Source organism: Streptomyces sp. NPDC002730 (genome assembly GCF_042888805.1).
Taxonomy (GTDB): domain Bacteria; phylum Actinomycetota; class Actinomycetes; order Streptomycetales; family Streptomycetaceae; genus Streptomyces.
Genome location: NZ_JBIAQG010000002.1, coordinates 210,338 through 230,003 on the forward strand (window position 1 = coordinate 210,338; position 19,666 = coordinate 230,003).

At 71.0% G+C, this 19,666-nt stretch carries 13 protein-coding genes and 1 pseudogene; 7 read left to right on the top strand and 7 right to left on the bottom strand.

Translation table 11 applies throughout. The features are described from left to right. Positions 1-105: 105 nt before the first annotated feature. Both ACFYXH_RS05860 and ACFYXH_RS05865 read left to right on the top strand, forming a co-directional pair. Positions 106-972, top strand: coding sequence for a peptidoglycan-binding protein (locus tag ACFYXH_RS05860; protein ID WP_389560907.1), 867 nt, complete (start codon positions 106-108; stop codon positions 970-972). Positions 973-1,163: 191 nt separating this feature from the next. After that, positions 1,164-1,841 carry an HAD-IA family hydrolase gene (locus ACFYXH_RS05865; RefSeq protein WP_389560908.1) on the top strand — a complete coding sequence of 226 codons (678 nt, stop codon included), beginning with the start codon at positions 1,164-1,166 and terminating at the stop codon, positions 1,839-1,841. Between the two features lie 192 nt (positions 1,842-2,033). On the opposite strand, the gene ACFYXH_RS05870 is transcribed toward ACFYXH_RS05865, so the two are convergent. Both ACFYXH_RS05870 and ACFYXH_RS05875 read right to left on the bottom strand, forming a co-directional pair. Further along, positions 2,034-2,618 carry a TMEM165/GDT1 family protein gene (locus ACFYXH_RS05870; protein WP_389560909.1) on the bottom strand — a complete coding sequence of 195 codons (585 nt, stop codon included), beginning with the start codon at positions 2,616-2,618 and terminating at the stop codon, positions 2,034-2,036. Positions 2,619-2,857: 239 nt separating this feature from the next. Then, positions 2,858-3,598, bottom strand: coding sequence for an ABC transporter permease (locus ACFYXH_RS05875; RefSeq protein ID WP_389560910.1), 741 nt, complete (start codon positions 3,596-3,598; stop codon positions 2,858-2,860). A 166-nt stretch (positions 3,599-3,764) separates the two neighbouring features. On the opposite strand from ACFYXH_RS05875, the gene ACFYXH_RS05880 reads away from it, so the two are divergent. From ACFYXH_RS05880 to ACFYXH_RS05900, 5 genes are all read left to right on the top strand, one after another. Continuing rightward, positions 3,765-4,418, top strand: a complete 654-nt coding sequence (locus ACFYXH_RS05880; protein WP_362676121.1) for an HNH endonuclease family protein — start codon at positions 3,765-3,767, stop codon at positions 4,416-4,418. A gap of 106 nt (positions 4,419-4,524) precedes the next feature. Further along, positions 4,525-6,201, top strand: coding sequence for an alkaline phosphatase D family protein (locus ACFYXH_RS05885; protein ID WP_389560911.1), 1,677 nt, complete (start codon positions 4,525-4,527; stop codon positions 6,199-6,201). Positions 6,202-6,319: 118 nt separating this feature from the next. Next, positions 6,320-8,332: an FAD/NAD(P)-binding protein gene (locus ACFYXH_RS05890; protein WP_389560912.1), complete on the top strand. Its 2,013-nt coding sequence runs from the start codon at positions 6,320-6,322 to the stop codon at positions 8,330-8,332. A 60-nt stretch (positions 8,333-8,392) separates the two neighbouring features. Then, the gene (locus tag ACFYXH_RS05895; RefSeq protein ID WP_389560913.1) at positions 8,393-8,860 is read left to right on the top strand and encodes a DoxX family protein; all 468 of its coding nucleotides are present in this window, start codon (positions 8,393-8,395) and stop codon (positions 8,858-8,860) included. A gap of 284 nt (positions 8,861-9,144) precedes the next feature. Next, positions 9,145-9,801, top strand: coding sequence for a DedA family protein (locus ACFYXH_RS05900; RefSeq protein WP_385302694.1), 657 nt, complete (start codon positions 9,145-9,147; stop codon positions 9,799-9,801). On the opposite strand, the gene ACFYXH_RS05905 is transcribed toward ACFYXH_RS05900, so the two are convergent. The 5 genes and pseudogenes from ACFYXH_RS05905 to ACFYXH_RS05925 form a co-directional block, all read right to left on the bottom strand. After that, positions 9,761-10,021 carry a DUF2277 domain-containing protein gene (locus ACFYXH_RS05905; protein ID WP_389560914.1) on the bottom strand — a complete coding sequence of 87 codons (261 nt, stop codon included), beginning with the start codon at positions 10,019-10,021 and terminating at the stop codon, positions 9,761-9,763. The two genes, ACFYXH_RS05900 and ACFYXH_RS05905, sit on opposite strands and share 41 nt — an antisense overlap. A gap of 14 nt (positions 10,022-10,035) precedes the next feature. Further along, positions 10,036-11,112, bottom strand: a complete 1,077-nt coding sequence (locus tag ACFYXH_RS05910; protein WP_389560915.1) for a hypothetical protein — start codon at positions 11,110-11,112, stop codon at positions 10,036-10,038. Further along, positions 11,109-12,392 (bottom strand): CHAT domain-containing protein, encoded by a 1,284-nt coding sequence (locus ACFYXH_RS05915; protein ID WP_389560916.1) that lies wholly within the window; start codon positions 12,390-12,392, stop codon positions 11,109-11,111. Before ACFYXH_RS05915 ends, ACFYXH_RS05910 begins: the two co-directional genes overlap by 4 nt. 5 nt (positions 12,393-12,397) lie before the next feature. After that, positions 12,398-18,187 carry an FxSxx-COOH system tetratricopeptide repeat protein gene (gene fxsT, locus ACFYXH_RS05920; protein ID WP_389560917.1) on the bottom strand — a complete coding sequence of 1,930 codons (5,790 nt, stop codon included), beginning with the start codon at positions 18,185-18,187 and terminating at the stop codon, positions 12,398-12,400. A 213-nt stretch (positions 18,188-18,400) separates the two neighbouring features. Then, positions 18,401-19,552, bottom strand: a pseudogene (locus ACFYXH_RS05925) (serine hydrolase domain-containing protein). Positions 19,553-19,666 lie beyond the last annotated feature (114 nt).

Here is a 19,666-nt window from a genome sequence, read left to right on the forward strand (position 1 = left end):
GCTGGCTGTGACCGGTTATGGCCTGCCGAGCGGCGCCCGGGGCCGTTGGGCGGTCGCAGTGGGCGCCTGCATAATCGCTGGCAGCTATTGGGGAGGGAACCTGCAATGACCGGACACCTGTGTCCTGAATGCGGCGAGCCGCGGGGTACCGACGGCAGAGCCGGGCCGGGCTGCGACTGCGCGGAGCGCGCCGCGGGCGCGCCGGGGCATTTCGATCCGCTGCGGATACGCCCCTATGTGACATTGCGGAGCGTGGACGAGGGCGGGGACGGAGGGGAGCCCGGGCCCGGGACGATCCCCCTGATGCTGCCGCACGTGGTGGATCCGGCGCCGCGTGACGAGCCGCACGCGCTTGGTCCTGTGGACCTCACCCCGGCTCGGCACCGCCGCCCACGGCGGCAGTACACGGGGCTCATGGTGGTCGCGGCGGCGGTTGCGGTGGCCGGGACCGTCGCGGTCGCCGGAGGGTTGTTCTCCGGGGGCGACGAGCGCGAGAAGGCGCTGCCGGACAGGAAGACGGGACCGCCGAGCCTGAACGTCCTGCCCGACGGGCCCTCTCTGTCGCCGAGCCGGTCTGCATCCGTGCCCGGCTCGGCGTCGGCGTCGGCCTCCCCGTCCGGTACGGCCTCGGCGGCGCGGTCCGCGGCGCGTGCGTCCGTCGGCGCGCCCGACCCCGCGGCCCCGGCGCCGCCGCCCTCAACCGCGTCGGCCACAGGCTCGGCGCCCCAGGCGGCGGGCTGGCGGACATCGGGCACGCTGCGGAGCGGGGACAGCGGACCTCAGGTCACGGAGCTCCAGCAGCGGCTGGCCGAGGTGTCGCTGTACGCGGGCCCGATGGACGGGACGTACAGCCAGAGCGTCGAGGACGCGGTACGGACCTACCAGCAGGACCGGCACGTCAAGGGCGATCCCGAGGGGGTATACGGCCCGAAGACGCGCCGCGCGCTGGAGGCGGAGACCCGGAAACCCTGACGGGCCTTGGCGCACACGGAGTTGGCGGCGGACCGCCCTGGACCGGGTGGACGATGCGGGACGGACGCGAAACCGGGTGGCGCTATCCGCCCTCGTTTTGTATCGTGTAGGAACAAAGTGGTTCCGCCCGTATTCCCTGACCGGCGGGCGGAGCCGCTTGTTTCTCTTCTCCCGCGCCCTGGAGTACGCCGATGCCGGCAGCCACCCCGTCCGATCTGACCGCACGCGCCCTCCTGCTGGACATGGACGGCACCATCGTCAACTCGGACGCCGTGGTCGAGCGCTGCTGGCGGCTCTGGGCGACCGAGCACGGCCTGGACCCGGACGAGGCGCTCAAGGTCGTCCACGGCCGGCAGGGCTACGCCACCATGGCGGTCCTCCTCCCGGACCGCCCCATGGAGCAGAACTACGCCGACAACCGCGTGATGCTCGCCCAGGAGACCGCGGACATCGACGGCGTCGTCCCCGTCGCGGGCGCCGCCGCCTTCATGGCCGCCATCGCCCGACTGCCGCACGCCCTGGTGACCTCGGCGGACGAGGCGCTCGCCCAGGCCCGGATGATCGCCGCCGGTCTGCCGATGCCACAGATCCGCGTCACCGCGGAGCGGGTCGGCGCGAGCAAGCCGGACCCGGAGGGCTTCCTCAAGGGCGCGGCCGAGCTGGGCTTCGACCCGGCGGACTGCATCGCCTTCGAGGACTCCGAGGCAGGCATCGAGGCGGCCCGCGCGGCGGGTATGCGCGTGGTGGGCGTCGGCCCCCGCGCGGCGGCCCTCGCCCCGGACGCCCATGTCCCCGACCTCACACACCTGACGGTGACCGAGGGCCCGGACGGCACCATCGAACTGCGGGTGGCACCCCCGGTGGCCTGACCGCCCGGTCCTCAGGCTCGGCTCAGCAACGCCTTTGCCAGTCCGTCCCGGCGGTAGGTCTCGTACACCTTCGCGACGAACGCGCCTTGTGGCGCGCGGCGTCGGGCAGCATCGCGAACATCGGCGGCTCGTGCGGTGAGAGCTGATAACGGTGCAAGCCAGTAGCGGTGCGAGCCGACAAAGGAGCGCGTGTCAGGGAGCGAGCGCCTCGAAGAGGCTGAAGCCGGCCAGCGCCAGCATCAGACAGGCCGCGACCTTCGTGATCAGCCGCAGCGGTACGTACTTCATCAGCGTCCGGCCGCCCAGGATGCCCATGCCCGCGACCGCCCACAGCGCCAGCACCGCGCCGACGCCCACCGACAGCGGGCTGTCGTAACGGGCGGCGAGGTTGGCCGTCATGACCTGGGTGAGATCGCCGAACTCCGCGACCAGGATGAGCATGAAGCCCGCCGCCGAGACCTTCCAGAAGGACTGGTCCGCCGGGGCCTTGATGTTCTCCTCGTCCCCGTCGTCCTTCTTCATGAGCAGCATCAGCGCGCCCGCCAGGAAGAGGAGGCCGACCACCGCCTGCACCAGTCGGTGCGGCAGCAGAGTCAGTACGCTGCCGGCCGCGACGGCGAGCACGACATGGACGGCGAAGGCGGCCGCGACGCCGGCGAAGACGTACGAGGCGCGGTAGCGGGTGCCGAGCATCAGACCGGCGAGCGCGGTCTTGTCGGGGAGTTCGGCGAGGAAGACGACGCCGAAGGTGATCGCCATGACGGTAAAGCTGATCATGGATGGGAGTCCTCAATCGGTCGGGGCGCGGCCCTGCCGAGAGTCCTGAGCGTTTCAGGGGTCGCTTCGGCACGGCAGCGCCATGAATGCATACATGGGCACTGCGGCCGAAGGTCTCGCCGGCGGGCCTCGACGAGGCCGCCTCCGGGCGCCGGCCGGGCACGAGGCCCAGCAGTATGTCGACGTTCCGGCGAAGAGCTACTCCCCTTCTGCTCCGTCGAGGGTACGCGAGACGGCCGTCACGCCGGATCCCGGTACAGCCGTCCCCGCGCCACCAGTTCCAGCACGACCGACACGGCCACCGCCTGCACCGCCATCAGCGCGACCAGCACAAACAGCTGCACGGCCCCCGCCAGCACCGGTGACGCCCCGCCCAGCAGCATGCCGACGAACGCGCCCGGCAGTGTGACGAGCCCCACGGTCCTGGTCTGGTCGAGACCCGGCAGCAACGCGTCGGACGCCGGACTGCGCGCCACCTCGAGCCGGGCGTCGCGGTCGAGCAGCCCGAGCGCCATCCCCGCCTCCACCTCGCCCCGCCGCAGTGCCAGCTCGTCCAGTGCCCGGCGCCCGGCGAGCACGGTCACGGTGAGCGCGCCCCCGATGAGGATGCCCGCCACCGGGATCAGCGCGATGCCCTTGAGCGGCACCAGGCCCGTGAGCAGCAGCGCGGCGACGACAGGCACGACACCCGCGGCGATCGGCAGCCAGGCCCACCACCAGGTCCGGTTCCCGGTGATGCGCCGGCCCGCCGTCCGTACGGCGACGGCGTACATCAGCAGCAGAAAGGCGAGCAGCAGCGGTACGGAACGGACCACCCATCCGATCGCCAGGGAGACGGCCGCGAGTTGGACCGCCGCCCGTACGCCCGCGACGGCGATCTCTCGGGCCCGCCCGAGGTGAGCGACGGCGGCCACCGTCGCCGCGACAACCAGCAGGACGGCCAGTACGACCCCGAAAGTGACATTGACCGTCAGCAGCACGCGACAACCGTACGCCGCAGACCGGTATCTGTCGGGGCGTCATAAGTCTTGATCTGACGTGCCCATGTCGCCACTCTGTTACCTGGCGCCCACCCCACGGAAACCTTGCGCCGCAAGCATGGCCTCGCCCGAACGGCCAAGCTCCCCCCACATCCAAGGAGTTCGCATGTCTGGTGTCTACGCGCGTCAAACCCGTCGAATAGCCGTGCTCGCCGCCACCGCCGCTCTCGCCACCACCGGTCTGCTGGCCACCGCCCCCGCCGCCCAGGCCTCCCCGCCCACCCCCGTCAGCGCCGCCACCGCCCGCACCTACCTCGGCCAGCTGACCGTGGCGGCCGAGGGCTCCTCCACCGGCTACAGCCGCGACAAGTTCCCGCACTGGATCACCCAGTCGGGCGCGTGCAACACCCGTGAGGTCGTCCTCAAGCGCGACGGTACGAACGTCGTCCAGGACTCCAGCTGTGCGGCGACCAGCGGCAGTTGGTTCTCCGAGTACGACGGTGCCACCTGGACCGCCGCCTCCGACGTGGACATCGACCACATGGTGCCGCTCTCCGAGGCCTGGAAGTCCGGCGCGAGCAGCTGGACCACCGCACAGCGCCAGGCCTTCGCCAACGACCTCACCCGCCCGCAGCTGATCGCCGTCACCGACAACGTCAACCAGGCCAAGGGCGACCAGGACCCGGCGGAGTGGCTGCCGTCGCGCACCTCGTACCGCTGCATGTACGCCCGGATGTGGGTGGACGTGAAGCACTACTACAACCTGAAGGTCGACTCGGCCGAGAAGAGCGCGCTCCAGGGCATCCTGAACGGCTGCTGACCAGGCGATTCGACCTGGGGTTCACGTTCCGGCTGCGATCCGGCCCGTAGGCTGGCCGCCCTCCCCCGTCGTTCCGTACCGTACGGGGCGACGGAGGAGGGCACACATGGCGGGACTGCGCCTGGGACCACTGCTGCGGTACGTGGACTGGGAGGCCGGCGGGAGCGCGACCATCTGGGTGGAGGCCGACCGGCCGTGCACGGCCGAGGTCCGGTGCGCCGACGGCGCACAGGGCACCTCGCGCACGTTCCAAGTCGCCGGCCACCACTACGCGCTGGTGCCGGTGACCGGTCTGACGCCCGGCACGACAACCGCGTACGAAGTGCTGCTGGACGGCCGCAAGGTCTGGCCGCTCGAAAGCTCCCTCTTCCCGGACAGCACGATCCGTACGCCGGATGTCCCCTCCGACGGCGTCACCGTCTCCTTCGGCTCCTGCCGCTGGTCGGCCGCGCCCGCCGACGGGCACGACCCTGTCGGGCCGGACGCGCTCGACACCCTCGCCGTCAAACTGGCGGCCGATCCCACCGCCGTACGCCCCGATGTGCTGCTCCTGCTGGGCGACCAGGTGTACGCGGACGAGACGTCCGAGGAGACCAGGGCCTGGCTCGCGGCCCGGCGGGATCTGTCCGAGTCGCCCGGCGCGGAGGTCGCGGACTATGAGGAGTACACCCGGCTCTACGACGAGTCGTGGAGCGACCCCGAGGTGCGCTGGCTGCTCTCCACGGTCCCCAGCTGCATGATCTTCGACGATCACGATGTGATCGACGACTGGAACACCAGCGCCTCCTGGCTGGCCGAGATGCGCGAGACGCCGTGGTGGCAGGAGCGGATCCTCAGCGGCCTGATGTCGTACTGGGTCTATCAGCACCTGGGCAATCTCTCGCCGGAGGAGCTGGAGTCCGACGAGCTGTACGCCGCCGTGCGGGCCTCCCCCGACGGAACCGACCGCCTCAAGAGCTTCGCCGCCGAGGCGGACGCCCATCCGGCCTCTGTGCGCTGGAGTTACCGCCGCGACTTCGGCCGGACCCGGCTGCTGATGGTCGACACCCGCGCTGCCCGCGTCCTGGAGGAGAAGAACCGGGCGATGCTGGACGCGGACGAGGCCCGCTGGGTGCGCGAGCAGGCGCTGGCCGGGCGGGGGACGTACGACCATCTCCTGATCGGCACCTCCCTGCCCTGGCTGCTGCCGCCGCTGATCCATGACGCGGAGAGCTGGAACGCCGCGCTGTGCCGGGGCGAGCGGGGCGAGCGATGGGCACGGTTCGGCGAGGACCTGCGCAGACGGGCGGATCTCGAGCACTGGGCCGCCTTCCCCGACTCCTTCGAGAAGCTGGCGCGGCTGATCGCGGAGGCGGGCAGCGGTCCCGACGCCCCGGCGACGGTGTGCGTGCTGTCGGGAGACGTGCACCATGCGTACATCGCCGAGCCCAAGTGGCCGGACGGCGCACCCGACGCCCGGGTGCTGCAACTGACCTGCTCGCCCGTGCACAACTCCATCCCCCGCTCGATACGGCTCGGGTTCCGCTTCGGCTGGAGCCGGGCGGGCAGGCGGCTCGGCCATGCCTTCGCCCGTCACGGCCGGACGGGCAGGCCGCCGGTCGACTGGCGGCGGACGGGCGGTCCCTGGTTCGGCAATCACCTGATGACGCTGACGCTGCGCGGGCGCACGGCCGGGCTGCGGCTGGACCAGGCGCAAGCGGTGGCGGGGGCGGTCGCGCTGCTGGTGACGGCGGACGAGCGACAGCTGACCGCGGACCGTGATCCATCCCACAGCGGAGCGTGATCCTTTCCGCAGCGGAGCGTGATCCTCCGCCCCAGGGGTTCGACTCAGGGCCCTCCCCCGGCATGATGAGCCGGACGCTCCGCTTCCAAGCACCCCACATGCCCCGGGAGTTCCCGTTTTGTCCGACGTACGCGATGTGCGATCAGCAGCAGTTGCCCACACCCGCGCCATCGCGGTCGTCGGCGCAGGCCCTCGCGGCACCTCCGTTCTCGAGAGACTCTGCGCGTCGGTGGCCGAGCTCACCCGTGGGACGCCGCTCATGGTCCACATCGTCGACCCGTCACCGCCGGGGCCGGGCCGCGTCTGGCGGACGGACCAGCCCGCCGAACTGCTGATGAACACGGTGGCCTCGCAGGTCACTCTGTTCACGGATGACAGCGTTGCCTGCGAGGGTCCGATACGTCCGGGTCCGAGCCTGTACGAGTGGGCGGCGGCGCACACCGACGAGCGGCTCGGCCCCGACGACTACCCGACGCGGGCCTGTTACGGCCGCTATCTGGAGTGGGCATTCCTGCGGGCGGTGGGCGGCGCACCGGACACGGTGACGGTGCGGGTCCACCGGGCGCGGGCGATACGGCTCGACGACGACCGGGACGCCCACCGCCGCGAGGGGCCCGCCGCCCCGACACAGAGCCTCACCCTCGACGACGGCACCACGCTCACCGGCCTGTGCGCGGTGATCCTCGCCCAGGGCCATCTGCCCGTCGTCTGCCGGCAGACCACGGCGCATCTCGCCGAGTACGCCGCCCGCCACCCCCGCCTGCGCTACTACGAGCCGGCCAACCCCGCCGACCTCGACCTCTCCGCCGTGGCCCCCGGGGAATCGGTTCTGCTGCGCGGCCTCGGGCTCAACTTCTTCGACCATATGGCCCTGTTGACGACGGGCCGCGGCGGCACCTTCGTACGCGGCGACGGCGGCGAACTCGTCTACCGGCCCACGGGCCGCGAGCCGCGGCTGTATGCGGGATCGCGGCGCGGCGTTCCGTACCAGGCGCGCGGAGACAACGCCAAGGGCCCCTCCGGCCGGCACGAGCCGCTCGTCCTCACGCCGGATGTGATCGCGGTCTTCCGCAAGCGGGCCGACGAGAGCGATCCGCCGGACTTCCTGACCGAGATATGGCCACTGGTGGCCAAGGAGGTGGAGACGGTCCACTACGAGGCACTGCTCGCCGGTCCGCGAGGCTCCGCTCCTCACGGCTTCAGGGACCGCTTCCTCGACGCTCCCCACGGCAGCGCCCAAGAGGCCGCCGTACTGGACGCGTTCGGGGTCGCGGAGGCGGACCATTGGTCCTGGGACCGGATTTCGCGCCCGTACGCCGCCCAGCGCTTCGCCTCGCCCGCCGAGCACCGCGCCTGGCTCCTCGGCCATCTTCGGCAGGACGCCGCGCAGGCCGCGCTCGGCAATGTCGCGGGCCCACTGAAGGCCGCCCTCGACGTACTGCGCGATCTGCGCAACGAGCTGCGTCTGATCGTGGACCACGCAGGCCTCTCCGGCACCTCCCGGCGCGACCATCTCGACCGCTGGTACACCCCGTTGAACGCCTTTCTCTCCATCGGGCCGCCGCGCCGCCGGATCGAGGAGATGACGGCACTGATCGAGGCGGGCGTCCTGGAGGTCGTCGGTCCGCGCACCACCGTCGGGACGGCGGACGCACTGTCGGACGAGGCCCTGGACGGGGCCTTCACCGCCGAATCACCGGACGTTCCCGGCTCTTTCGTGACGGCGACGACGCTCATCGAGGCGCGGCTGCCGGAGCCGGATCTCCGGCGGACCTGTGACGATCTGCTGGAGCGGCTGCTGAAGACAGGCCAATGCCGCCCGCATTCCATCGACGGCTACGAAACCGGAGGGCTGGACGTAACACAGCGCCCGTACCGTCTGATCAACCGTCAAGGCCGTCCGCACCCTCGGCGCTTCGCGATCGGCGTGCCCACCGAGGGCGTGCACTGGGTGACCGCGGCCGGGGCCAGGCCGGGCGTCGACTCGGTGACGCTGTCGGACGCGGACGCGGTGGCGCGCGCCGCCCTGCGCGCGCTCGGAACACCGCGGGAATGGCAGCGGGGTACGGAAACGGAATCCAGGGCGAAAATCGGCCGCTCTCCAAATGTTGAACTTGCAAGCATTGATTAGGTCCGCCTAACCTAGGGCTTCCCCTCGTCGGTTCACGTCCCCAGACCGAAGGAGCCCCCCATGGCAAATCCCTCGCTGTCCACTCGGCTGAACAAGGCCCAGCCCTATGCGCTCGGCCTGTTCCGCATCGTCGTCGGCCTGCTCTTCACCTGCCACGGCGCCGCCTCGCTCTTCGGCGTCCTCGGCGGCGCGGGCGGTGGCGGCGGCACCGTCCCGGCCGGCACCTGGCCCGGCTGGTACGCGGCGGTGATCGAGCTGGTCGCCGGCGTCCTGGTGCTGCTCGGCCTCGGCACCCGCAGCGCCGCCTTCGTGGCCTCCGGCTCGATGGCGTACGCGTACTTCACCGTTCACCAGCCGGAGGGCCTGTTCCCGCTGCAGAACAGTGGCGAGGGGTCCGCGCTGTACTGCTGGGCCTTCCTGCTGCTGGTCTTCACCGGACCGGGCGCACTGGCGCTGGACCGGCTGTTCGCGCCGCGCGGCGCGAGCCGGTCGGCGGAGGAGGAAGCCACGGCCGCCGTCGCGGCCTGACCCACCCGCCGCATCCGAAGCAGAGGAAGCGCCCGGCCCCATAGGACGAGGGACCGGGCGCTTCGCGTGCTCCACACGCCCGGCGCCGCGAGGATCAGCAGACGTGAAGGTCAGCAGACCTGAGGCTCAGCAGACCTGAGGCTGAGCAGACGTGAGGATCACAACATCAGCGCCCCCGGACGATCTCGAGGTGAACCCCAGGCGTACGCTGTACAGCTGTACTGCCGCCCCTGCCGCTCCCCTGCGACGTCGCGGCGTTGTTTCCGAAACCGGGGGGAGTTCGGGTGCTTGAGAGTGTGGGGTCGCTGACCGGCAGCCCATGGATCTATGCCGTCGTGGCGCTTTCCGTACTTCTCGACGTCTTCCTGCCCGTGCTGCCCAGCGGAGTCCTGGTGATCACGGCGGCGACCGCCGCCGCGGCGGGCTCGACCACCGCCACGGCCAACGGATCCGTCCAGACCGCGGCCGGACAGGTCCCGCACGAGGTGCCCTCGCTGCTCGTCCTGATCCTCTGCGCGGCCACCGCGTCCGTACTCGGCGACCTCGTCGCCTACCGGCTGGCCTGGCGCGGCGGCGACCGGCTGGACCGGGCGATCGCCCGCTCGCGCCGGCTGACCACCGCGCAGGAACGTCTTGGCGCGGCCCTCAGCCGCGGCGGCGGCGCCCTCGTCGTGATCGCCCGCTTCGCCCCGGCCGGCCGCTCGGTCGTCTCACTGGGCGCGGGCGCGGCGCACCGCAAGGTGAAGGAGTTCCTGCCCTGGTCGGCCCTGGCAGGCGTGGCGTGGGCGGGTTACAGCGTGGGGCTCGGCTACTTCGGCGGCCAGTGGCTCGGCGCGAGCTGGGTCGGCGCGGCGGTCTCGGTGCTCGCGCTGTTCGCGGCGGGCGCGCTGGCCGCGTACGTCATGCGGCGTCCGGCTCCGGCTCCTGAACCGGCCGCTTAACGGCCCCGCCGGACCCACGCACCTCGAGCCCTTCGAGCAGCTGGCGGGTCGCCTCGGCGATCTCGTCGACGGCCTGCTCGAAGACCTCACGGTTGTGCGCGGCGGGGGCACGGAATCCGGACACCTTGCGCACGAACTGCAGGGCGGCGGCCCGGATGTCCTCCTCGGTGGCCTCTTCGGGGAGGACGGGCGGGCGGAGAGTCTTGATGCTGCGGCACATACCTCCAGTGTGGGTCAGCGCGCCAGCGAAGCAAGGCTCACCATCAGATGGGCGGACTCCGGGCGCCGGAAGTCGGAGTGCGCGCCCGCGGGGGCCAGACGCGTGCGTCGCCCACCGCGGTAGAGCCGGCTGGCATCCACATTGACGATGCGGTGGTCCAAGTCGGCCGGCGCGTAGGGGACGTCCACCGGCCGGATCCGGGTGGTGAACTGCGGAACCGGTGCGACACCAGTGCCTGCGTGGCCGATGCCAGGAGTGCCCTCGGCCCTCAGATGCCAGAATCCGGTGGCCCGGTCCCAGCGGGAGTGGGTCAGGACCAGTGGGCCGCTCAGCGGAGCGCCGAGGCGGCCGGCCGAGGGAAAGAGGGTGGGGAAGAGACGGTCGAAGGCGTCTCGCGGCGCGGCCATTTGAAAGATCAGCGCGCTGTCCGCCGTGAACGGCCGCCGGGGGTCTTTCGCCGTGCTCCAGCCGAGCACCGCGGGCCCCGACGGCCGCTCGGCCGACCGCTGCACCGCCTCGCACAGGAAGCGCCCCCCGAAGGAGTGGCCGACGAGATGCAGATACTGGCCACTGCGGTTGGCCAGAACTGCGGGTTCCTTGGGATCGGCCCGGTGTTCGTCGAGATAGCCGAGCAGATGGGCCAGGACATAGGGCGCATGGCCGGTTTGTGGGGTGCTCATGGCGTGGGCCCGGTCGCGGATTCTGCGGTATCCGGCGAGGGTGGGCAGACTGGAGGACGGCCAGCGCACGGCGACACACCAGGGCCGGTAGCCCCGGCCGTCGGCGGCCAGCCCCTGGTAGCGCTCCGGGTGGACCTCGTACAGCGTCCGCGCCTGCTGGACGAGTGTGGCCGCCGTCTTCGCCGCCGTGCCGGGGGCGGTCTGCCAGCCATGCACATACACGTAGATGTCGCTGGCTCGCGGCGGGATGGCGAGATGCCGCGCAAGGTGCTCGGTGAGGCGCGCGGTGGGTACGGGAGTCGGTGTACCAGGGACCAGCAACCGCCCCTTCTCGTCCAGGTCGACCTCGACCGCCCTGGGCAGGGCGGCGGTCCTGACGGCGCTTTTCCTGGCAGCTGCTCTGCGGTTCACCGGGCGAGCTCCACTCTGCTGTCGATCCCGCAGTGCAGGGAGTAGGTGAGGGCCAGCGGGTTGTGGAACTCGCGGGCGAAGTGGCGCACCAGAGCCTGGGATATCTCGCCCGCCGTACTGCCGCCGGCGAGATAGAGATCGAGGAAGGCGTACGCGTACTCCGTGGCGAAGACCTGGGGAATCTCGATCTGCGGGCCGAGCACCCCGTCGGCCCCCAGCCGAATCAACGCCTTGCCCAGATGCTCCAGTTCGGGCGCGGCCGCGACCTGGCCCGTGTGGCAGGCGTTGAGCAGGACGAAAGGGCGGAAGCGCGCGTCGTCCAGACCCAGGAAGCGCCCTCGCAGGCGCAGTACGAGATCGGCGTCGATCTGCCGCTCGTCGGAGAGCCGGACCGCGAGATGGGGATGGGGCGAGCCGTTCTCGACGAAGTGTCCGTGACACCAGAAGTACATGACGTCCTCGTCGAACACGGCGCCGGACAGCGCGTCGAGGAAGGTCTCCGACTCGGTGCGGACGGTCAGATGGGACCGCTCCTCCAGCAGCTTGCGCACCTCGGGCGCCTTCGCCACCATCTCCAGCGTGGAGTCGGTGTTGAGGCTGGTCACGGGGAGAGAGCGGGTGGTTCCCGGGGCCTGCACCGGGACGTAGGGGCTGCCCGTCTGCTCCACCTGGTGCCGGTGACCGAGGAAGCTGTCCCAGACGTCCTTGTCGCTGCCTGCGGGCTCCACGGCCAGCATCGGCCAGGGCAGATAGAGGTCCGAGTCGAAGGTGATGCGCAGCGACGCCTCGCCGGCCAGCGTGTCGATGAGGAAGGACCGGAAGTATCTGAGCTCGTCGCTGCTGCCGTCGAGCAGGTTGTCCAGTAGATAGCGGCCCTCATCGGCCAGTTCCTCGGTCAGTCGCCGGGAGAGCGCGGACATGGGGGTCAGATCGGCCGATTCGGCGAACGGAAAGCTGCCGTCGGACATGCCGTCGGCGTCCGTGGGCTGGTGGCGTACGAGCCGATCGCGCCAGATGGACCGCAGCCGGGCAGCGCCGCGCAGGACCGCGGTTTCGGTGATTTCCAAGTGGGCGTTGTGGATCCGGGTCCGGGGGGAACGCTCACCCGGGCGGAAGGCGGTGATGTGCAGCCGGTCCTGCTGGGATCGGCGGAGGGTCACGGAGAGATCGAGCGGCTCGCGCGTTCCGACGCCGTCCTGTGGCCTGTCGCGCGGGGGTAGGAGGGCCGTGAAGTCGAACGACGGGTTCTGCCGGATCTCGATCGCGAGGTCCATGGACATGCGGTTCAGTCCCTCCCGCGGGGTGTTCCCGGTACATCGACTGTCGCTTCGAGATCCTGCAGTACGACTCCGTACCGCTGGTCGTACACAGTCAGCCGGATACGGTGCGCGCCTGGCTCGGCGGGCGTGAAGACGAAAGCCGCCGGTGCGGCGCCCGGTGTGTACTCGGTGGCGGCCGGCTCGATGGCGGCGGCGGAGCGGACGCCGGCCACGAGCAGCAGGGCCGGGATGGCGTCGGCGGTGGTTTGCCCGACGGCCTCGGGCTCCGGGCCTGCGGCAGCGGACTCCGGCTCGCCGCTCTGCGAAGCCGCAGCGGCGTCCGGACGCCCGGCGATCGCCCTGTTGCCCGGCTTCTCCAGGCGGACCTCGATCCTGGCCGACTGCCCGACGTTGGCGTCGTCGAGCAGGGTGACCCTGAACCTCCTGGCGGGGGTCATCTGCTCGAACCTGCGGCGCAGACCGGCCACCCGGGGGTGGTCCTTGCCGAAGGTCCGTTCCCAGTCGGCCAGCAGCTCCTCGCGAGCCCCGAAACCGTCCGTGTCCTCCTCACCCGCCGCGGCACAGGCCATCGCCAGCGGGGTACGGCACTCCAGGGTCCGGGGATGGGCGGGGCCGAAAACCCGAACTCGCCCGGCACACAGGCCCCGGAGCAGATCGATCGCGGCGTGCCAGTCCCCGGCCTCGCCGTACGCATGGGCGAGGCTCTCGAGCGGTGCGGGGAAACCTCGTAGTCCATAAGGCCGTTGAGCGTATGCGACGACAGTCGCCAGAGAGTTGTCGGCACGCTGGTGAACGCGCGCGATTCCTGCGGCGGTGTCCGGCAGACCGAGCCCGATGACGCGGGACCGGTCGGCGACGACGGACTCGTGCACTTCGATCGCGCGGCGGGGGTCGTCCGCGTGCAAGAGCCCATGGGCCATCACCTCACGGCTCTGGAGGGTGTACGGACTGTACGGACCCCACCGTCCGGTGCAGTCGGCCACGAGCCGCTCGGCGAGGCCGACGGCGCGACCGGGCGGCCCGGTCTCCGTGCGGACCAGGACGAGCGCGGCTCTCACCTGCAGCGTGAAGGGGAAGTCGTCGCCATGGAGTTGACCGCTGTCGCGGACAAGTTCCTCCAGCTGAGAGACCGCCTGACGGTGGTCACCGGCCGTCCGGTGGGCGAGGGCGACATCCTTGCGGACGTCCAGGGTGGCCAGGTGCTCGGGGCCGTTGATCCGCAGACGGTCCGCCACCAGGGCTTCGAAGCCCTCGACCGCCTGGGCGTACTCACCGGACATCATCCGGGTCCTGGCGAGGGCGGCACGGCTGATGAGCGTGCTGTGGTGATCGGCGCCCAGCACCCGGATCCGGTCCACGACCACCGCCGCGAGGCCCTCGGCCGCCCTGGCGAGATCTCCACCGGCGCGCCGATCGAGCGCCGCCTCGTGCCTCGCCCAGAGCGTGTCCCGGTGGTCGGGGCCCTGGACCCGGGCGAGGTCGCGCACCAACTCGTCACGGAGCTCGACGGCTCGGGCGTGATTGCCTGCTTCCCGGTGGCTGCGCGCGAGAGCGTGCCGGGCGTCGAACGTACGGACGTGATCCGGCCCAAGAATCCGGCGGCGGTCCTCGATCAGCTCCTCGCTGAGGCGCATCGCCCGCTCGTGTTCGCCCCTTTCCCGACAGGTGATCACCAGGTTCGCGCGCGCGGTCAGGGTGGCCGGATGGTCGGCGCCCTGCGCCCGCGCCCGGTCCGCGAGCAGCGCCTCCGAGCCGGCGACCGCCTCCCGGTACTCCCCCGCCAACCGCTGGGTGAAGTAGAGCCCATTGCGGCAGTTCAGCGTCTCGGCGTGGTCGGCGCCGCGGACCCGGACGTTGTCCTCGATCAGCGTCCGGAACAGCTCCAGCGCCCGCCGCAGGTCCCACGCTCCACGACAGGCGTAGGCAAGCCAGAACCGGGCTTCCAGGGTGTCCGCATGGTCGGCGCCCTGGATCCGCGCTCGGTCGCGGACCAGCTCTTCCCGCAGTGCGACGGCGCGCCGGTACTCTCCGGCTTCCTGACAGGTGTACGCCAGATTCGAGCGGACGACGAGTGCGGCCCAGTGGTCGGGGCCCTGCACCCGTACCCGGTCCTCGAGCAGCGCCTCGAATTCGGCCATGGCGCGCCGGTGGCTACCTGCTCCCAGGCGGACGAGTGCCAGGCCATTGCGAACGCCCAGAGTGTGCGGGTGTTCGGCACCCAGAATCCGCGTGCTGTCGTGGATCACCTGCTCGAAGTGACGTACGGCCTGTTGGTGGTGCGCCGCAGCACCAAGAGTGTGGGCGAGCCAGAAGCGGGTGTTCAGCGTCTCTGCGTGGTCGGGCCCGCCAACCCTTGTACGGTCCGCCACCAACTCCTCGAACAGAAGGATGGCGCGCGGATATTCGTCCGCATAGAAGCACGCATAGGCCAACTGCCAACGGAAGTCCAAGGTCTTCAGGTGGTCGGCGCCTTGAACTCGCGCATGGTCGAGGACCAACTCCTCGAACATCCCGATCGCCTTGCGGTGGTCCCTCGCGGCCCGGTGCGCCGCGGCGAGACTCGAGCGGGTGGCGAATGTGTCCGGGTGGTGAGCGCCCAGCACCCGGGTCCGGTCCGCAAGCAGCGCTTCCAGGCCGACGACCGCCTCCCGGTAGTCTCCGGACAGCTGCTGCCCGTAGGCGAGGAACGCACGCGCCCTGAGCGCATCGGGATGGTCGCGCCCCTGGATCCGGACACGGTCACGGAGCACTGCCTCGAACAGGCCGATCGACCGCCGGTGATCTCCGGCGTCGCGACAGGCATAGGCCAGATTCTCGCGGGCCGAGAGGGTGGCCGGATGGTCGGCGCCTTGCACCCGGATCCGGTCCGCCAGCAGCTTCTCGCGCTCGGCCACCGCCTCGCCGTATGCACCCGCCGACTGCCGCGTAAAGGCAAGGCCGCCCCGGAAGCCCAACGTCTCCGGATGGTCTGCGCCCCAGAGGTGTTCGGCGTCGTCGGCCAACTGCTCGAAGAGACCGATGGCCCGGTCGTACTCGCCCGCGTTCCGAAGGCTGGTGGCCAGCCAGAACCGGGCGTTCGTCGTCTGCGGATGGTCGGATCCCAGAGCCCGCGCGCGATCACGCACCAATTGCTCGAACAACTCGATCGCCCGGCGGTGCTCGCCGGCTTCCTTGTACACGTAGGCGAGTGCCCAGCGGGCATCGAGAGTCTGGGGGTGGTCGCGACCCTGAACCCGGGAACGGTCACGGATCAGCTCGCCGTAGAGCCGGATCGCGCGGCGGTGATCTCCGGCGTCGCGGATGGCGTACGCCAGATTCTCGCGGGCCGAGAGGGTGGCCGGATGCTCGGCGCCCTGAACCCTGATCCGGTCCGCCAGCAGGGCCTCCATGGCGGCCACCGCCGCACCGTGCTCCCCCGCCAACTGCCGTGTGTAGCCAAGGCTGTTCCTGAAGCCCAACGTCACCGGATGGTCGGCTCCCCGGACCCGGACCGCGTCGCCGATCAGCTCCTCGAAGAGACGGATCGCCCGGCGTCCGTCGCCCGCGTCGCGGCAGGCAATGGCAAGGTCGTCGCGGGTGTCGAGTGTGTCCGGATGGTCGGGACCCATCACACGGCTGCAGTCGGCTACGAGGGCCTCGAACTCCCTTACTGATGCGGCCCGTTCCCCTGCGGCGCCCCGCGCGACGGCGAGGTCCCTGCGGCAGCGCAGCACATCGGGGTGCTCCTCGCCCTGGACCCGTACACGGTCGGCGAGAACGTCCTCCAGGAGGGCAACCGCGCGCCGGTGGTCCTCGGCGATGCGGTGTGCGGCGGCCAGCCAGCCGCGGCTCGTGAGAGTGTCGGGGTGATCGGGGCCCAGCACGCGCGCACGGTCCGCGACTGCCTGCCCGTACAGCTCGATCGCCAGCCGGTGGTCGCCCGCGACCCGGTGCGCGTACGCGAGCCCGTTGCGGCTGCTGAGGGTGTCCGGATGGTCCGCGTCCAGCACGCGCGTGCAGTCCGCCACCACCGCCTCGTACTCCCTCACCGCGCGCCGGTGTTCCCCGGCCAGCTGAAGTGCGTACGCGAGCCCGTTACGGCTGCTGAGGGTGTCCTGGTGATCAGGGCCGAGCACCCGGGCACGGTCCGCGACGACCGCCTCGAATTCGCGCACCGAACGACTGTGCCGGCCCGCCTTGCGATGGGCATAGGCGAGCCGGTCGCGGCTGGCGAGGGTCGACGGAGCATCGCCCCCGAATACACGCATCCGGTCCAGGAAGACGTCGTTGCACAGCGACACCGCCTTGGCGGGTTCACCGGCCTTGCTGTGGAGCTCGGCGAGGAAGTCGCGGCTGTCCAGCGTGTCGGGATGGTCTATGCCCAGCAGCTCGGTCTGGCCGTCCACGACCGCGTCGAGCAGCGGGATGGCGAGCATCCGCTGGTCTCGGGCGACGAGCTCGTCGGCGGCGCGCCGGTACATGGCGATCACGTCCGCGTCAGGATTCCCGGACGGACCGGCGGCGAGCGATTGGATGTGGGGCAGCAGCGACTGGAGCAGACGCTGCGCTTCCACGTCCGAGGGAGCCTCGGCCGGCAGCGTCTGCGCCATGGCGCGCTCGGCGTCCGCGTGTCCGCGCCCATCCGATTCCGGACCGGCACCGCGCAGCACTGTCTGGACCAGTCGGTGGACGGTGACGGTCTGCGGCCCGAGCGTGATCATGTTGTAGTCCGCAAGCAGCTTCAAGGCGGCATGGACATCGTGCCCATGGTCCGCGAGAGGCACCAGGACCTCGCGCGGCAGAGCCTCGGGCGCGTACCACGCAAGGACATGCAGCAAGTCGACGGCGAAAGGATCAAGACGGCGGATCGCTCCGAGAGTCGTCTGCCAGATGCGAGCGATGGTGCGCGTGGTGTCCGTACCGTCGGCCGCCGTGTCGAGCGCGGCGTCCGGGGTCGTACTCAGCAACGTGCGGTATGCGGCGAACGAGGTGCCCGTCTCCCGCAGATAGGCTCCGGCCTGCGACAGCGCAAGCGGCAGCCGGCCCAGATCGGCGGCCAGCTCGGTGGCGTGTCGCAGCTCAGTGGGATCCGCCGCACGCCCGGACAGCGCGACCTTGCACAGCAGGTTGGCAGCTGTTCTTGGGGTCAGTACGTCGAGCGGGACCAGCTCGGTGCCCTTGTGCCATCCGGTCGCCCGGCGACTGGTGACCAACTGGTGGCCGCGCCCGAACAGCTTGCCCACATACGGATTGACGTGGATCGGGTCCTCGGCGTTGTCGTAGATCAGCAGCCACCCGGGGTGCTCGTGCAACCAGGCAAGGGCCCAGTAACTCTGCTCCTTCGGCGTGGCGGTGATGGCCCAGCCCGGATGCAGCAGCACCGCCAGGTCGGCGAAGGCCGAGTCGATCTGCTCCTCGGTCTCGGCGGTGATCCACCAGACGAGTGGATAGTCGCCTTGCCGCGCCCGCGTCCGCGCATAGTGCAGCGCGAGGGAAGTCTTACCGACACCGCCGAGGCCGTGGACTGCGGTGGCTTGGGTGATCACCCCGCCACCTGCCGTGAGCACGTTCTCGATTGCCGCGAGCGAGTGTTTCCTGCCGACGAAGACGTCTGTTGCCGCTCCGGGCAGATTGTTCATCCCGGCGGGAGCGGAGACCTTCGCGACGGCAGCCAGCGCTTCGGCCGACAGCACGGTCGCGTGCTCCTCAGTGTGCGGATTGCCACCGGCGTCGGCGACCGTCCGACGCTCGGCGAAGGCCTCCTGCTCCTGTGCTCCCGCCTCGCGCGGGACACGGAGCTCTTCACCCAGAATCATGCCCCGGTGCCCCCGATCCCCCGCACCGCTAAAACTGTCACCGCGCCCCCGTCGCCAACTGCCTGATCGTCTGTCAACGGTATTGTGCCCAGGAGGGATTGTCACCGGAGCGCAAGCCGAGTCGCGCGCCCCCTGCCGGTCGGGACCGCACCCGCCACCCCGGGTGCGGCCCTCGTCCCGAGTCTCGATCAAGGCAGCCCGATCAAGGCTCGATCAGGCCGCGACCGCCGCGCGCACCACCGCCGCGGCCAGCCGGTCGTTCTCTGCGGCGGCGCCGCCCGGGAAGGCGTACCGGCGCCGGACATAGCCGTAAGCGATCCCGCTGCCCGGGTCGGCGAACCCCAGCGCTCCGGCCGCCCCGCTGTGGCCGAAGGCCTCCGCACCCAGGAACGAGTAGCGCTGCCCCAACGCCTGGAAACCCAGGCCGAAGGCGTCCTGGTCGCCGGTGACCAGATCGGTGCCCACCGCGTAGAGCCGGGCAAACTCCGCGACCGTGTCCGGCTTCAGCAGGGCCACCCTGCCGTCCACCTCGCTGATGGCGGCGGCATACAGCCCCGCGACTCCGCGCGCGTTCCCCACCCCGCCCGCCGAGGCCTGGCCGAGTGCCCGCACGGCACGGGTGTTGGCCAGCTCCACCAGATCGGTGGGCGGAGTGGAGTTGAGGCCGAAGGCGATCCCCATCAGACTCTCCGGATCCGGGGCACCGGCCTGGAGCTCGGCGAGCTGCTCCGGCGTGGGCTGCATCGGCAGTACGTCCGCATAGCGCGCTTCCAGCGCCTCGGGCAGCCGGAGATGGAAGTCGAGCCCGTACGGAGCCCGCACCCGCTCCTCGTACAGCTCCTGGATCGACCGCCCGGTGACGCGGCGTACTACTTCGCCGGTGAGAGCGCCGATGACGAGAGCGTGGTACCCGTACGCCGTCCCCGGCTCCCAGTACGGCCGCTGCCCGGCGAGGCGGGCGGCAAGCACCCGGTCGTCGGCGAGCTCCTCGATGGTGAACCCACCGTCGACGCCGATCACCCCGGCGCGGTGCCCGATCAGCTCCCGCAGGGTGAGCCGGTTCTTGCCCTCGGCTGCGAACTCCGGCCAGTAGTGGGCGACTTCACGGTCGAGCTCGAGTGCACCGTCCTGCACGAGCAGTGCGACGAGCAGATGTGCCGCGCCCTTGGTGACGGAGTAGACGCCGGTCAGCGAGTCGCCCGCCATCCCGCCTCCGGTCCACAGGTCGACGACCTACTGCCCGTTGACGTACGCCGCGAGCTGGGCACCGGACTCGGTGATCCCTTCCGCGAGCACAGCGGCGAACTCCTCCCGTACGCCTTCGAAGCCCTCCGCGACAGTCCCCTGCACACCGACCTCGGACATTGACCCTCCCCAATGATCATCAACAGTCACCGCACGCCAACCATGGGGCACCGCACCGATATTCCCGGTCCCGCAGCCGCTCCGTCCGACGCGGGCGGCTTGTCCCGGGCGCGG

Coding starts and splice junctions, on each gene's coding strand:
- ACFYXH_RS05860 (WP_389560907.1), top strand. CDS start 106: ATGACCGGACACCTGTGTCCTGAATGCGGCGAGCCGCGGGGTACCGAC.
- ACFYXH_RS05915 (WP_389560916.1), bottom strand. CDS start 12,392: ATGTCCATGGACCTCGCGATCGAGATCCGGCAGAACCCGTCGTTCGAC.
- ACFYXH_RS05865 (WP_389560908.1), top strand. CDS start 1,164: ATGCCGGCAGCCACCCCGTCCGATCTGACCGCACGCGCCCTCCTGCTG.
- ACFYXH_RS05880 (WP_362676121.1), top strand. CDS start 3,765: ATGTCTGGTGTCTACGCGCGTCAAACCCGTCGAATAGCCGTGCTCGCC.
- ACFYXH_RS05870 (WP_389560909.1), bottom strand. CDS start 2,618: ATGATCAGCTTTACCGTCATGGCGATCACCTTCGGCGTCGTCTTCCTC.
- ACFYXH_RS05885 (WP_389560911.1), top strand. CDS start 4,525: ATGGCGGGACTGCGCCTGGGACCACTGCTGCGGTACGTGGACTGGGAG.
- ACFYXH_RS05895 (WP_389560913.1), top strand. CDS start 8,393: ATGGCAAATCCCTCGCTGTCCACTCGGCTGAACAAGGCCCAGCCCTAT.
- ACFYXH_RS05905 (WP_389560914.1), bottom strand. CDS start 10,021: ATGTGCCGCAGCATCAAGACTCTCCGCCCGCCCGTCCTCCCCGAAGAG.
- fxsT (WP_389560917.1), bottom strand. CDS start 18,187: ATGATTCTGGGTGAAGAGCTCCGTGTCCCGCGCGAGGCGGGAGCACAG.